Origin of the sequence: Abyssisolibacter fermentans, assembly GCF_001559865.1 — a bacterium.
Taxonomy (GTDB): Bacteria; Bacillota; Clostridia; order Tissierellales; family MCWD3; genus Abyssisolibacter; species Abyssisolibacter fermentans.
Genome location: NZ_LOHE01000049.1, coordinates 32,044 through 47,005, shown reverse-complemented (window position 1 = coordinate 47,005; position 14,962 = coordinate 32,044). Strand labels below are relative to the sequence as shown.

The following is a 14,962-nucleotide window of genomic DNA, read 5'->3' as shown; positions in this document are numbered from 1 at the left end:
GATTTCATTATATTGATAGATATGGAAAGTAATGTGGAGCTAGATAGGTTAAGGGTTGAGTTGAAACATCAAAGATTATTAGAGGTAAAGATGAAAGAATAATAATTTTTTTCAGGTAATATGTTAGGGAAATTATTCATTATGGTTGTTTATGAATTAATGAATAATGTTTATGTATATGTTATAATATTGTAAAACATAGTAATATTAAAAAGAAAGGAAAAAATTACATGAAAAAGATTATAAGAGGTTTGCTTTTAGTTTTTTTTGTTATGAATTTTGTAACATTACAGGTAAACGCTGAGAATGTGCAAAAGCATAATGAAGGACATCTCATTGATGGGCTAGTTCCTGAAGACAGCATGTATTATAATGGACATACCTATTTGGCTTTTAAAGGAAACTTCACTTGGTATCAGGCTAAAACTTTATGTGAAGATATGGGAGGATATCTTGTTACACTTGATACGTACGACGAACAGGTTGCAGTCACCAATCTTTCCACTCTTGGATGGACAGGGGCTTGTGCATTCTCGGGTGGTAATACTAGAGCGTGGGTTTGGAATTCTTCAGGTAATACTATTGGAATAATGCATGAACCTGAAGAAGGCGTGGAAGGTGATAAATTTTACTTTACTCCAATAAGCGATAATATATGGGATTCATCAACAAATGAGCCGAATTCATGGAAAAGCCCGTGGGATCAAAATGTAGCTGAATTAAACAAACGTGGACTAAATTCTTTAAGACCATCAGATTCCCAAGGCTTTATATGTGAATTTGATAAAAAGTACGTGTTTTCTGTTGTAGATCTTAATTTTGACATGAATTTCTGTTTTGAGCTTGAGGATGGATTCAATAAGGTTTGGGCAGAATATCCAGCTAATTATAGTGATTGTTTACCTAAAAAAGTTTTTTCTACTTTTGGTAAAACAAATATAACTCCTGAATACCCAAATAATAAACAAGAAAAATATAATTTTAGGGGATATTCAATAAATAAAAATACAACGCCTATATGGTTAAACAGTCACAACGCGCTACATATGGATAATTCTAATTGGTATATTAGAGAAACAGCTTTAGATAAACCTGTTGTTATACTATATGCTGTTTGGGAAAAAGCCGAATCTAAACCTTTTGAACTTGAGTGTTTTGCAGCAAGTATGTTTGCTTACTCTAAGAAATTGGAAAAGGGAAAAACTGTATCAGAAACATTGAACCTGCAAGAAAACCTTTCATGGAAAGACATAGACAAAGATTTACCTAGATTTAAGGGATATGGTCATGTCACAATGCGCGATTTTATAAATGCCGTGATAGGTGGATATGTTGTTGAAGATTTTGTGCGTTATGACAATGGTTCTACATTTTCAGTGGTTTATCTTAAAAATTGTAATGATCAGGGTATTATAGCATATCGGGGGACGGAAATATCTATGTGGCAAAGTATCAAGGCTGATTTGTTAATGGGGAACGGTCAACTTAATGTGCAGTTTGATCATGCTCTAGACTTTTATGCCAAGCATAATGAGGATGCCCCCGTAATTACAGGACACTCTTTAGGTGGAGCTTTAGCATCCCATGTCTGTATTACAAATGATGTTCCATGCTATACTATAAATAGTGCGCAAGGGTTTAGTATACCACTAACTCTAATAAAGAAATATGGAAGCAAAGATGAAATGAATAAGGTTTTCTCTTTTTGTTACAATGAAATTTCAAATTTAATTGATAATTATGTTACAAAAACATTTTTACCTGATGTTGATTCTTTTGAAGATGAATCAGTTGAAATATTTTCAAGTTATAATTTTTATTACTATCAACCTAAGTTGCACTCATATGCACACGAATGTGATATTATTTCAAAGCCTAACAGAGCTAATGTGATATTTGAAATTTTATCTGGTGAAAAGATTGACTGGTTAACTGCACATAATATTGATCGTATGATTGCATACGATGAAAATACAAATAGATACTCAATTGTGCAAACAACACGAGAATTTCCAAAAAAAGCGCATAATTATGATGGTGATATGCCGTCTTCGTGGGCATATGATGCATATGCAGAGGCAGCGAATAAAGGCTTAATAATACCTGAAATAAATGTAAATTATCGTGGTGAAACTAGTCGCGTAGATTTTTGTCGTGCCGCTGTAAATTTTATTGAAAAGTATTACAATAAAACAATTATGGATGTTTTAAAAGAAAGAGACCTCAACTTATTTACGTTTAAGGATACTGATGATGAGGCAATACGCGCGGCGGCAGCTTTGGGTATTACATCTGGTACAGACGTGGTTAAAAAACTGTTTAGTCCAGATGCTTCTATTACGAGAGAACAGGCGGCGACTATGCTTGTGAATATATTGAAAACTTTAGAAGTAAATTTTGACACTAAGCCAGTTATGTGGAGCGACGCACAGGCATTAAGCCCTTGGGCGTTAGATTCGGTGAATGCCATATACAACGCTGGAGTAATGAAAGGCACTTGTGAAACAAAGTTGGATTTTTCGCCAAAACTGCCATATACTCATGAACAAACAATCGTAACGTTGAATGGACTGTGGAATTATTTAAATATTCACAATTAAAATTCGCAAAGTTTTATGGTTAGAGATTTAAACAAGGGGACGGCAGACTGCGTTAAAACAGTCTGTCTTTTCGTTCGCGAATCGAAAGGGACGGTTTTTGGTGATCAAAATAAGTGCATCGGTTCTTCTAATGCTAGGGTGAGATTGTTTGCTATGCAGGATAGGAGAACCGGAAGGAAGATACTTGTAAAGATTAAAGATGAAGTAATGAAGCAACCTGAGTGGATAAGGAGGTTTTATACTTTAAGACTTGATGCTAAGGGGTAAATTTAGACGGTAAATATTAGCGTTTGAATAAGAAGGGGGATTTTTAAAATGAAAGGCTTTGCAATATTTATATTATAAGCTATGTATTACTTCTTAACTTAGTTATTTTATCTTCTTTTACTTTACTAGCAACATATAAGTTAACCAAAGAAAGAGATGCTGCCAAAAAGAATATATATTGTGGACCCCATAAGCTCCAAACAATTCCTCCTAAGTAAGCACATATAATTGAAACTGCATGATCTAAACTAAGACCTAAGGATAATGTAGGTGTGATATCAGAGGTTTTCACAGCTATAGAACGTAAATAGATAGTTCTTATCATACCCATCTGAGTAGACATTCTATCAAATATGAACAAGATATAAGCTAGAAATACAGGAATGCCTATGGTAGCTAATGCTCCTGAACTAAATCCTGCACTCAATAGTCCATATACAAAATATACAAATATAAAAGATAAAGCATCTGCATAGAGTAGTTTTTTAATACCAAATCTATCAATCCATCTCCCAACAGCAGGCATAAAAAATATTCCTATAAAAGAACCTATTATACCTAAAACTGCTAAGGTGTCAGTCTTTTTATTTAATATATCAATAAGTACCCAAGGTCCGTATACAATCATTATTTGCTTCTGTACACCCCACATGACTACTAAAGTATAATAATACTTATATTCTTTTCTGAAAACAAAATTGAACTTCTTACTTTTTATGGGTTGTCCAATTAGTTTTTCTATAACAAAAAGTAGAATGAGTACAATTGCAAATATAGATGCGGATATAATAAATATCCATTTAACTTTGCTTGTAAAGCTAAAAAATCCAACCCTAAAACCAATAAAAACTAATATTCCAGCTAACATAGTAAATGTAATTGATACGCCCTTATATTGTCCCATTCTTTTGCCAATGTTCTCATCCTTAATTAGTGACATACCTATGCTGTCTTTTACCGGCATAAACAAATGCATTCCCGAAGAATTAATAAAAATGAAAATAAGCATAATTGTAAATGGAGGAGTAAAAAATCCTAACACTCCTATACCTATTATGCTTAATAATTGTGCTACAATGGCAATACGAAAATCTGAAAATAATGATAATGCAGCAATAATAAATATAACAAGCACCCCAGGAAGTTCCCTTGGAAATTCAATAAGTCCGCGTTGATAAGCTGTAATTTGATAAGCATCTTTGAAATAATTAGATATAACATTGTGGCTAAATCCTAAACCAAGTGCACTTAAGGCAATAATAATAAAATAAATTAGTTGAGTTTTACTTATTTTTTCAGGTCCTTTAAACATCCATCATATCTCCTCTTTTGTGTTATTATCTTTTTAAATTTTTTTCTAAAACCTTGTTTATACAATATTCGTCTCTTTCACGTATTGAAGTAATGTCATATAAGTTCTGTTACTATCATTTTTCTTGCTTTAGCCATTATTTTTAAAGTCCTTGTTTGTTTCTTTGACATTCTGATTCTTACATAATCATCTATTGTTTCTGGCTTGAAGTTAGTTTTTTAAGCTCTATAAGCTCATTTATATCTGTTATTAACTGACTTTCTTTTTACATGTTATCACGAGTTTTTATTTTAATCAAATATAGAATAAAAATAAGTTGTAAAATGAATAATCATGGCTAGAGAACTAAAATGTTTTGGAAAGAGAATGATATCACAAAAAGAAATAGAAAAAAGAATAAAAGAAGGAATAGGCAATAATTATAAATCTTGAAATGACAATACTAAATATACCATCCATGACTTTAGTCAGTAAAATTACATATATTAGCATTTGACAACAAAAATACTTCTTATATTTGACTATAAACAAAAATATTATATTTATTGACAATAATAAACATTAGTAATATTATTTATATATACAAACAATTTAAATATAATAGATAGTTGCAAAACTAAAATATAAAAAATGTGGATAACTTTTAATGTTTTAGCTCATAAGTTTTTGGTGAGGGGAACGATCTCATAATCTTTGACGGTTTCGACAAGAGCTCGTTTTGAAATGAATAAGAAGCTCACTACTCACTGCGTTCTTAGCAGTAAGTGATTCACTCAAAATCGTAGATTTTGGTTCTCTACTTAAGAGCGATGAAGAAACGAACTCTTGAAGTCACGCTTCAAAGAAACATGAGATGATTCCCTAGTAACTCTATTGGTAGTTTTTACAACTAACATATGGGGGAAACTGAATTATTTGATAGCACGTAAACATTGAAATTATGTATAGTATAGAGTTATGCAATTAACTATTAAATATAATAAAAGGGGGAAAAAAATGAAAAAATTAGCTATTTGTTGTTTTGCTGCAATGTTTATTTTATCAAGCTTCACTATAGGGTGGGCTGGTAGTGATATTAATTCTACACAGTTTGATTCGGATTTTCAAATAAGACAGTCTACTGATGATGGTACTCTTGAAAATCATGTAGTTAGCGTCAGTCGAAAAGGCATTGAGTTAAGTAGTTGTGCTTATAGCGAAAATTTTTCAGAAAATAATGATATAGCAAGTGTTTATTTTCCATTAACAATTTCTCCACGCAACATTAACATAATTTTACCTTGTAATAAAAGTTTTTCAAAACAAATTTCTATTTATAATTCTAATACTAAATCAGTAACTGCTTATATATCGGTTAAAAATAAATATGGTATAAGCCATATATCAGTTAATACTAGTAAATTAAGTATTCCTTCAGGAGCTACTAAAACTATAACTGTTTCAGGTACTACACCTTCTTCACAAATAGGGTTTGGAGCTGAAATCGAAATTGCAAACAATCTAGACACCAATATTGAAACTTGTGTAATTGTTGGTGATTGTGGTTTGCCAAATCAACCTACAAATATTAATGTCTCTTATGATTCTAGTAATAAAGATTATACAATTACTTGGGATGCGATAAATGGCATGCATCACTATAACGTATATATGGAAACTGGAACTGGCTTTGACGTTGATTGGAAGCTTATAGAAAGAGTTTCCGTACATAAGTATGTTAGACATGATGTCTCATCAAGAGATGCAAAAGTATTAAAATTCTTAATTAGAGGTGTTGACTTTGCTGATAAAACAGGTCCAGGTACTGTTGTTACATACACACCAGATCTCTCAACTGCTCCTGCAAGTGGCAATGTAAGATATTCCTTTACTTATGAAAAATATATTGTTAATTGGGATCCTGTATTACATGCATCTAGTTACAATGTCTATATTCAACTTCCTGATGGTGGTGGTATTTTAACCCCTAGTTATGGGCCTATTGAATTTGTTAAAAATGTTACTGACATTGAAGCTGAAATTGCAGAAAGTTACTACAATGGAGTAAATTTCTACATTTATCCAATAGGTCCAGATGGTGTTGAAAGCACATCTAGTTTAAAACTTTTTTACGTTGGTCACATAAGTTTTTAGTTAATAGGAAAAGAATGACATGAACACTACTCCATGATCCTATTTTTATTACGAATTTATTTATCTTAAATGAATAAGGAACAGTTAGTTGAAGATAGTAGTGAGGGATTGAGTGAGGTTTGGAGTAAAGCGACTTTATTTAGTTAGCTCAGGGAGTTTTGGTGTATTTAAATGTTTCAAGATTAATCATGAGTAGAAAAATAAAATCTAAGAATGATCACTTAGTAAGCAAAAACAAAGGACATATAATTAAGATTAAATATCTGGTTATGTGCCCTTTTGTTATTGTTATAACATAAAATTATAATAAAAGTCATGTGATTTTAGACTAATTGCTTAAAATGCATGGCTTATTATGCTATACAATATTCAAGATTATTCATAGAATTAAATACTCTACAGCATCCTTCTGTTTAGAAATTTATTAAATTATTGACATAACAGTTCGATATGCCTATGAATTAACTGAAATATACTCTATCCTTTGCTATATTTATTAATTAGGTTTTTTAGAACTTTTCTTAGAATAAAATTTATTACTAAAACGAAAAGTATTCCATATACCGAATAAATGAAAATTCTTATATTACTGCTATCAGGACTTTCCATTGCACCTGAAAAAAAAGTAAGCCATATATTAAAAATTAGAATTAAAAATATTACTACATAAGTTACTATATTTATTATTTTAAATTTTCTTTTGTCCATGATTTATCGTCTCCTTTATTAATCTTTCTTGAACTTGTTTGCCTATACAGAGCTTTTTTATATTAACACTAATATCTTCAAAGTTGTCTGTGACAAACTAGGCATTATAATATTACCTCCCTTAATATAAAAGAATATAATATCAGCTATTCTATGTCAACATATGAATGATATGTAATTACTAGAGCAAATCAATGAATTTTTATCAGACTTTATTTCAAATTAAAAGAGTTGTTGAAATGCTTGAAAGGTTAAAAAAGATGTATGTAATAAAGAAAGTAATTAGTAATATAATGTTACTTTCTTTTATTTGTACAACCTAATTTATACTGAAGTCCCTATCACCGTGTATTGTCAAGCAAATTTAATACTATCTTTATATAGAAACGAAAGAATTAAGTTAAGATGAGTTAAATGTATTTTTAATGAGATAGATAGTAAAAGAAGTAATCAATATTATAAAATTTGATGGTAGCATACTATAAGATAAATATTAATGGTATAATGGAGGTGAAATTTCTATTTAAAAATATAAGAGGTATAAATTACATAAACGAATGGATTTATAATGGATACTAAATAAACGTTTCATTGCCTATTTTTATATAATTAAAGGAGTAAGATAAAATATGTACCGTATAGCTATATGTGATGATAATACTCATCAAGTTATTATAGAAGAATTTCTTGTGGAAGATTTTCTTAAGGATTCAAAATTATTATGTGAAATAACGACATTTACAAGTCCACTGGTATTAATGGAGCAGTTAAAAAGCGATAAAAAATTATTTAATATTATTTTTTTAGACATAGAGATGCCTGAAAAATCAGGTTTAGAAATTGGAGAAATCATACGACAATTGAATCAAGACGTTTTAATCATATATATCACCAATTATGAAAAATATTCTTTAGCTGCTTATGATAATAGACCTTTTCATTATTTAACAAAGCCAATTAATAAGAAAAAGTTTAAAGAAGTGTTGACCAATGCAATTAAATATATTGATGATAGAAATAGTCTTAATAACATTGATAGAGATAAATTGTTGGTGAATATAAATAAAAGCTTAATATCTATTGACCAATTAACTATTTTATATATTGAAAAATTGAGAAACACTTGTAAAATACATTGTAAATCCAATGAGTATATTATATATGATACTATGAATAATCTCATTGAGAAATTAAATCAGGATTTCTATCGCTGTCATCAAGGTTATATTGTTAACCTTATTAATGTATATCAGTATAATAATGGTTCTTTTATTATGAGTGATAACACAGTAATTCGAATTAGTCAAAAAAAACGTGAAGAAGCTAAAAAAAAGTTCATGAAAAAATTAAGGGGAATGATGAAATGACTATAATCCTACCTGTTGGACTAGATTTATTTATTTTTAGTGAATATTTATCTATTTATCATAAAAAAAAATATGGATGGACGATTTTCCTAGTATTGATTGGTTTTATATCTTTTTCTATGGACTCTTTTCTTCATCAATTAGAAGGTGCTGCATTAATTCAAGTTATTTTATATATTATTATATTTTTTGTTATATCTTTTTTGTTTGAAGGCAGCTTTCTATCGAAATTTTTTAGATGGACAGGCATAGTTTTATTATCGAGTATTTTGAATTTTGTTCCAGTATTATTAACCTATGGAGTAGAGGGATTCAATAGTGAGATTTATGCAGCTCCTATTTTTATCGGAGGTTATATTTTTTCGCGAATATTAATTTATTTTGTAATTATTAAAATAAAAAAAAATAAACAAATATTATATTTTGATATTAATCAATACAAAACGATAACAATAAGAATAATATTGGCAATGTGCAGTGGAATCATTGTGTACTACCTATTGATTCAATCGTTGTTACAAAAAGAGATGAATAATACGAGTTTGATATTATTACTGTTCTTTATTACATCTTTATTTTTGATTTTAATGAATTTGTTTCAAGATATTTACACAAAAGCTAATGAATTTATTAAGAAAATTACTTTAATGACTCAAAACAAAATAGAATATAACTATGCTACAGCATTAGAGACAAAGATGGAAGATTTACAAAAGTTGAGACACGATATGAGAAATCATATTTCCATGATTTCTTACTTAGCTAATGAAAACAATATAGAAGGATTAAAAATGTATTTGAAAGAATTACAAGTTCCATTGGTAGCTACTTCTATTATACACATACATAATCAGCCCGAACTGTCCGCGTTGATAAATTCTAAATATGAAATAGCAATGCAAAATCATATAAAAGTTGATATAGATGTTGATTTAAAGAATAAGCTAGCAATTCCATTGTATGATTTGAGTATCATTTATGGAAACGTACTAGACAATGCAATAGAAGCATCTTTGCAAATAAGCGAACAACAGAGAGAAATTTCATTATATACAGGCATGGTTAATGATTATCTAATTATTGACTGTATTAATTGCTTTGAAAAGAGAAATTTACAATACAAAAAGGGTCAATATCTAACATCAAAAAAAGATAGTTCTCTTCATGGCAAAGGTCTTAAAATTATAGAAGAAATAGTAGAATCTTATGATGGAGATGTAACAGTTGAAATAGAGAACAACCATTTCAAAGTTCATATTACTTTAAACAATAACATACCGAAATAATGGATAGAAAATTTAAATTATAAAGATTTTAATATTTTGAAAGAGCGCAAGAGAATGACTTGTGCTCTTAATTTTTATTCAAATAACACGAATAAGTTATCAAATAGCACGAGATGAGTTTTCTTTCGTTTAAGTCTATATAATAAATATAGAGTTAATAGTGATAAAAAAAGGAGATGTTAATATGAAATATATTCAAGCAAAGGATTTAGAAATGGCTATACTTACTGGGCAACAAGCTCTAGAACATTTGGAAAATTTGCAAAGTCATTTAGAAAGTATAAAAAAATGGGGCTATATGGATATTTTTAGTAAAGATTTACTACCTACTCTTATTAAGCATCGTAAGATGAAAAAAAGTGAAGTTATTGCTAGAGAAACCGAGAACGCAATAATTTCTTTTCAAAATCAATTAAAAACTATGTCTATTTCTGAATCAAGTTTTGAATTCATGACTATGAAACTTAAGATAACAGATTATCTATTGGGAATGATTGGGAATATTTATGTGCAAGGAAAAATTAAGGAGAATATTGAAATTGTCAAAGACGCTTATAAGGAAGTTGAGCTTTGTTTAAATCAATTGAAAAATATAATTAGGGAATAAGAAAAATAGTTACTTGATTAAAGAAATAAAGAAGAGGAGATAGAATGATGGCACTTTTTGAGGTGAAAAATTTATCTAAGAGTTATAAAAAAAATAAAGCATTGAATAATGTATCATTTGATGTGAAAGCTGGAGAAATTGTTGCATTAATTGGAAAGAATGGAGCTGGAAAAACCACACTTCTAAATTGTATAGCAGGAAATATTACTCCTGATAAAGGCAAAATCCTGTACAAAGAAGAGAATCTTTTATGTAAAAATTCTCGTTTGAACGAATTCGGCATACTTATACAAGCGAGTTTTTTTAATTATTTAAATGCTTACGATAATTTAGTGTTGTTAATGAAGGCATCCGGTATTCAAGATAAAAATATAATAAAGAATAGAGTGGATAGTACTTTAAAGTTGGTAGGTTTGGAAGAAAAAAAGAAGTCCTATGTAAAAAGTTTTTCTTTTGGTCAGAAACAACGTTTAGGTTTAGCTCAAACCTTACTTCATGAACCGCAATTTTTAATTTTGGATGAGCCATTTGTTGGACTAGATCCATTGGGAAAAGAGATGTTAAAGCGAGTTATTGTAGAGAAAGCAAAAGACAAAAAAACAGGGGTTTTATTTTCTAGTCATGATTTAGATGATGTTAGTGATATATGTGATAGAGTAGTTATGATTAATAATGGGAAAAAGGTATTTGACGATGTGTTTTTATACAAAAACACATATACTATAGTTTGCCAAGAAATGATTTCAAAACAAATACAGTCTATTCTGATGAAAGATTTTCAAGGAAAGATTAAAATTATTAATGGTGATAAAATTGAATTTGTTGAAATGAACTTACTTAATGAAGTTCTCAATATTCTTTTTAACAATCAAATCAAAATTGCAGACATTCAGACCAGAGAAAATTCTCTCTATGACTTTTTTAAAAGTGAGGTGCAAATATGAACACATCAATATTTACAATTTATAAAATAGAAATGATTAAACTTATTAAGAGAAAAGATTGGCTATCACTACTGGCATTAGTAGCAATAGGTTTGTTATTCGGAGCAGCAGTTCTATCAGATGGGTATACAGGAGTAAGCAATCAGAGCACATTATATTGGTTGTGTTGTCAAATTTTAAATTCAAATATGCTATTCATAACTCCAATGATTTTTGCGTTTATTGGTGCACGAATTTTAGCTAGCGAAATAGAAAACGGTAGTATATTGCTGTACACTACTAGGTATAGAAATAGGAGTAAATTTTATATTGCAAAAAGTTTAGCTACAATATCTTTTGCTACAATAACCTTTCTATTAGCTTGTGTTATAAATATTATGATTTACTATATTTTTGTTTGTCAAAATCCAGCAATAGCTTCTGGAAATTATTTAGGTAATAACACATTGTCTTTGGTTATTGCGTTGCTAGCTTTTTATTTTTCATCATTTATTTTAACAGTTCAGTTTTCACTATTTTTAAGTGCTTATTTAAAACCAGCACCAGTAATAGGAATTGTATTTGGTGTAGCATTGGTATTGCATAATACTTTTAAAATTCCATATCTCAGAAATCTTAATCCTTGGTATTATCTAGTTAATCTCAGTGATGATGTATTTTCAACAACTAGTCAAATGGCTGCAAATTATAGTGAAAAATTAAGCATGAGTTTTTTACTTATTTTATTGATTGTTATATATAGCGTCATTTTCAACATATTAGGTGTAAAGAAATTTAAAAGTAGTGATTTATAATAAAAATAGATAAACAGAATTAATTTTTCAATTCTGTGTAGAAACTCATTGCTTTCGTAATGAGTTTTTAGTTGTAGAAATAAATTTATAAAAATTATTAAATAATCTTTTAAGTTTAATATGTAATTCGTAAAAGCTTATAACTTTTATTTTTAACAAGATTCTGTTAAAATTTACTTAGGCTCATAATGTAAATTATATATATTATATTTAAGAGGTAAAAAATATTTTATATCTGATATAATTATTTATAAATGACACTATTAATTACGGAGCGTGAACTAGAAAAATTGACATTACGTAAACGAAAATCAGTTTTATGGGATGTAGCAGATATATTGAAAGGTACTTTAAATGCTGTTCTACATGGATTACAGCAAGATGGAATAAATTGAAGAATTTGTACTTAAATATAAGATCAGAACAGGACAAAACAATTGAAAAAATATAGTATTTTCAATTGTTACAGAGTTTGAAACTTTGAAAAATAAATTTTATTAGGAGGATTTATTTATGGATAAAGTAAAACAACAGCGTGAGTGGATGAAATCAAATTTTCATGTGAATGATTTGGAGTCAGATCAAGAATTAGAACTTCCTCAACCACCGATAGTAAAGGCTCATGATGAAAATGGAGAAATAATTACACTGCCAGATGTGAATAAAGAAATATTTACAAACGTAAATGTATATGATGTTTTTGAGGAACGTGTTAGTAGACGTAAATATAGTGATGAGTATATGAATCTAGAAGAATTATCGTTTTTGCTTTGGACAACACAAGGAGTAAAAAGTGTTGTAGGGAAAGTAGGAAAAAATGTTGTAACTCGTAGGAGAGTTCCTTCTGCTGGAGCTAGACATCCTTTTGAAACTTATTTAGCAATAAATAAAGTACAAGGTTTAAAGAATGGATTATATCGTTATTTACCACTTAATCATGAATTAATATTTTTAAATGAAGTTGATAATTTACAAGAGAAACTAGTAGATTATACTTTAGGTCAAAAATTTGTTAAAACAAGTGCAGTAACTTTTCTTTGGACTGCTGTTCCATATAGATCGGAATGGAGATACACTGTATCTGCTCATAAAGTTATGCTGTTAGATGCTGGACATGTATGTCAAAATCTATATCTTGCTTGTGAAATTCTTGGACTTGGAACATGTGCTATTGCAGCCTATAATCAAGACAAAATGGATGAGCTTCTTAATCTTAATGGAGAAGATGAATTTGTTGTTTATTTAGCTCCTGTAGGAAAGTGTAAATAGTTAAAGGCGCTTTGCATCTGACTATTAAACATAAATTAAAGAGGAGAATAACTTTGACAGTAAATCTTGCAAGCGAATTAATAAAATCATGATGGTGTTTTTTTACTACGTTTACTCATATAGAAAGGAAATCAAAATGTACAGGATTAATCAAGCATTAGATTTAATAGTATCTAGCTATTGTGAAATTTTAGAGGAGAAGCTTGTTGGAATTTACCTTCATGGATCATTAGCCATGAATTGTTTTAATATAAATTCAAGTGACATTGATTTTTTAGTTATTATAAAAGAAGATATTTGTTTTGAAGTCAAAAGAAAACTTATAGATGTACTATTGAAGCTATCTGAGAGTATACCGAAGAATGGATTTGAAATGAGTGTTATTCTTGAAAAGGACGTAAAAAAGTTCATCTACCCGACACCTTTTATTCTCCACTATTCAGATTATTATAAACATAAATACATAAATGATGAAAATTTCATATGTGGAAATTCTACAGACCCCGATTTAGCAGCACACATAGTTATTACAATAGAAAGAGGACGTTGTTTGTTTGGAAAGCCAATACGAGAAGTTTTTCAATCTATTCCAAAAAAATATTATGTTGAATCTATTATGGGCGATATAGAAAATGCAGCAGAAGGTATTATTAATAATCCAATATATTATGTTCTAAATCTTTGCAGAGTATTATGCTATTTAAAAGAAGGAACTATATGTTCTAAAGCAGAAGGAGGAAAATGGGGTATTAACAATCTTTCATATCCATATATAGATACAATAAAACTAGCTTTAATAGGTTACGAAAGTTCCGATAATAAAATTAAGTGGAATCAACAGCATTTAGCATGGTTTGCTGATTATATGGTAAATGAGATAAAGAGTGAATATAGTTATTGATAAATATATTTATCAAATAACTATAAATAGTACGTATTTAATTATAAAGGTCATGAGTTTTTAGGTTGAAAAAACCTGAAAATTACATGACTTTTTGTTTGATAGTGAAATAGACGACTATATTTTACAGATTAATTGAGTTGCTAACTAATAATTAATAAAAATATGTCAAAATAATAGGAAAAAAGGAATAAAATATTAATAATAAAAAAATTACAAAAAATAATAAATAATATATAATGTAGTAAGATGAGAGAATATATGAGAAAAATGAAAAAGATGAGCATATATATCAAAAATAGTAATAAAAAATAAGCAATATACACCTAGAAGATAGATAGATGAAAAAGTGTCAAAAAAATAAATAAAATTGTACTATCTGATTTTAATAATATATTATTAATTAGATTTAATGAGTTCATATGAGAAATTGAGAATGCTTATACAAGCAATAGTACATCTGTTCTAGATGTGTTGTATAGTTAAAATATCTAAATTGCAGATTTTTTATTCAATTTAGGAGATGGATGACTTTATTTTACATACCTTAAACACACCAATGGTTAACAATAATAAAAATTAATAGAAAACCATAAATATTAATAGAAAATAATAGAAAATAATAGAAAATAATAGAAAATAATAAATAAAATAATAAAATTAAAAATAATTTGAAAAAAAATAAAAAAGTGTTATAATATAAATTGACAAAAGAAATAATATTATACTTTTAATGCAAAAAAATAACATTAAAATGGAAATAAATAGAATTTA

Annotated in this window: 13 protein-coding genes; 11 read left to right on the top strand and 2 right to left on the bottom strand. The window is 28.4% G+C overall.

Annotation, left to right across the window (positions count from 1 at the left end):
- The first annotated feature begins 230 nt into the window (after nt 1-230).
- Both AYC61_RS07800 and AYC61_RS22340 read left to right on the top strand, forming a co-directional pair.
- Nucleotides 231-2,600 carry an S-layer homology domain-containing protein gene (locus AYC61_RS07800; RefSeq protein WP_066499247.1) on the top strand — a complete coding sequence of 790 codons (2,370 nt, stop codon included), beginning with the start codon at nt 231-233 and terminating at the stop codon, nt 2,598-2,600.
- 15 nt (nt 2,601-2,615) lie between these two features.
- A complete protein-coding gene (locus tag AYC61_RS22340) occupies nt 2,616-2,867 on the top strand; it encodes a hypothetical protein (RefSeq protein WP_476691451.1) in 252 nt (83 codons plus the stop codon).
- 79 nt (nt 2,868-2,946) lie between these two features.
- On the opposite strand, the gene AYC61_RS07795 is transcribed toward AYC61_RS22340, so the two are convergent.
- Nucleotides 2,947-4,179: an MFS transporter gene (locus AYC61_RS07795; RefSeq protein WP_066499241.1), complete on the bottom strand. Its 1,233-nt coding sequence runs from the start codon at nt 4,177-4,179 to the stop codon at nt 2,947-2,949.
- A gap of 996 nt (nt 4,180-5,175) precedes the next feature.
- On the opposite strand from AYC61_RS07795, the gene AYC61_RS07790 reads away from it, so the two are divergent.
- Entirely contained in the window at nt 5,176-6,312 is a 1,137-nt protein-coding gene (locus AYC61_RS07790; protein ID WP_066499234.1) for a hypothetical protein, read from the top strand.
- Between the two features lie 477 nt (nt 6,313-6,789).
- Here the strand turns inward: AYC61_RS07790 and AYC61_RS07785 are convergent, their stop codons facing one another.
- A complete protein-coding gene (locus AYC61_RS07785) occupies nt 6,790-7,020 on the bottom strand; it encodes a hypothetical protein (protein ID WP_066499229.1) in 231 nt (76 codons plus the stop codon).
- Between the two features lie 629 nt (nt 7,021-7,649).
- On the opposite strand from AYC61_RS07785, the gene AYC61_RS07780 reads away from it, so the two are divergent.
- The 8 genes from AYC61_RS07780 (at nt 7,650) to AYC61_RS07750 (ending at nt 14,188) form a co-directional block, all read left to right on the top strand.
- A complete protein-coding gene (locus AYC61_RS07780) occupies nt 7,650-8,387 on the top strand; it encodes a LytR/AlgR family response regulator transcription factor (RefSeq protein ID WP_066499225.1) in 738 nt (245 codons plus the stop codon).
- Nucleotides 8,384-9,673 carry a sensor histidine kinase gene (locus AYC61_RS07775; protein ID WP_066499224.1) on the top strand — a complete coding sequence of 430 codons (1,290 nt, stop codon included), beginning with the start codon at nt 8,384-8,386 and terminating at the stop codon, nt 9,671-9,673. Before AYC61_RS07780 ends, AYC61_RS07775 begins: the two co-directional genes overlap by 4 nt.
- A 184-nt stretch (nt 9,674-9,857) precedes the next feature.
- On the top strand, nt 9,858-10,280 hold the full coding sequence (locus AYC61_RS07770) for a hypothetical protein (protein ID WP_066499222.1): 423 nt from the start codon (nt 9,858-9,860) through the stop codon (nt 10,278-10,280).
- 44 nt (nt 10,281-10,324) lie between these two features.
- On the top strand, nt 10,325-11,224 hold the full coding sequence (locus AYC61_RS07765; protein ID WP_082759855.1) for an ABC transporter ATP-binding protein: 900 nt from the start codon (nt 10,325-10,327) through the stop codon (nt 11,222-11,224).
- A complete protein-coding gene (locus AYC61_RS07760) occupies nt 11,221-12,018 on the top strand; it encodes an ABC transporter permease (RefSeq protein WP_066499212.1) in 798 nt (265 codons plus the stop codon). Before AYC61_RS07765 ends, AYC61_RS07760 begins: the two co-directional genes overlap by 4 nt.
- A 254-nt stretch (nt 12,019-12,272) precedes the next feature.
- The gene (locus AYC61_RS21150) at nt 12,273-12,413 is read left to right on the top strand and encodes a hypothetical protein (RefSeq protein WP_156456390.1); all 141 of its coding nucleotides are present in this window, start codon (nt 12,273-12,275) and stop codon (nt 12,411-12,413) included.
- Nucleotides 12,414-12,531: 118 nt separating this feature from the next.
- Entirely contained in the window at nt 12,532-13,287 is a 756-nt protein-coding gene (locus AYC61_RS07755; RefSeq protein ID WP_066499210.1) for a SagB/ThcOx family dehydrogenase, read from the top strand.
- Between the two features lie 136 nt (nt 13,288-13,423).
- Nucleotides 13,424-14,188: an aminoglycoside adenylyltransferase domain-containing protein gene (locus AYC61_RS07750; RefSeq protein ID WP_066499199.1), complete on the top strand. Its 765-nt coding sequence runs from the start codon at nt 13,424-13,426 to the stop codon at nt 14,186-14,188.
- Nucleotides 14,189-14,962: the final 774 nt, after the last annotated feature.

Excerpts from the sequence above, each read along its gene's own strand:
- AYC61_RS07775 (WP_066499224.1), top strand. The coding sequence starts at position 8,384 with ATGACTATAATCCTACCTGTTGGACTAGATTTATTTATTTTTAGTGAA.
- AYC61_RS07760 (WP_066499212.1), top strand. The coding sequence starts at position 11,221 with ATGAACACATCAATATTTACAATTTATAAAATAGAAATGATTAAACTT.
- AYC61_RS07795 (WP_066499241.1), bottom strand. The coding sequence starts at position 4,179 with ATGTTTAAAGGACCTGAAAAAATAAGTAAAACTCAACTAATTTATTTT.
- AYC61_RS07770 (WP_066499222.1), top strand. The coding sequence starts at position 9,858 with ATGAAATATATTCAAGCAAAGGATTTAGAAATGGCTATACTTACTGGG.
- AYC61_RS22340 (WP_476691451.1), top strand. The coding sequence starts at position 2,616 with ATGGTTAGAGATTTAAACAAGGGGACGGCAGACTGCGTTAAAACAGTC.
- AYC61_RS07800 (WP_066499247.1), top strand. The coding sequence starts at position 231 with ATGAAAAAGATTATAAGAGGTTTGCTTTTAGTTTTTTTTGTTATGAAT.
- AYC61_RS07755 (WP_066499210.1), top strand. The coding sequence starts at position 12,532 with ATGGATAAAGTAAAACAACAGCGTGAGTGGATGAAATCAAATTTTCAT.
- AYC61_RS07785 (WP_066499229.1), bottom strand. The coding sequence starts at position 7,020 with ATGGACAAAAGAAAATTTAAAATAATAAATATAGTAACTTATGTAGTA.
- AYC61_RS07780 (WP_066499225.1), top strand. The coding sequence starts at position 7,650 with ATGTACCGTATAGCTATATGTGATGATAATACTCATCAAGTTATTATA.
- AYC61_RS07790 (WP_066499234.1), top strand. The coding sequence starts at position 5,176 with ATGAAAAAATTAGCTATTTGTTGTTTTGCTGCAATGTTTATTTTATCA.
- AYC61_RS07750 (WP_066499199.1), top strand. The coding sequence starts at position 13,424 with ATGTACAGGATTAATCAAGCATTAGATTTAATAGTATCTAGCTATTGT.
- AYC61_RS07765 (WP_082759855.1), top strand. The coding sequence starts at position 10,325 with ATGATGGCACTTTTTGAGGTGAAAAATTTATCTAAGAGTTATAAAAAA.
- AYC61_RS21150 (WP_156456390.1), top strand. The coding sequence starts at position 12,273 with ATGACACTATTAATTACGGAGCGTGAACTAGAAAAATTGACATTACGT.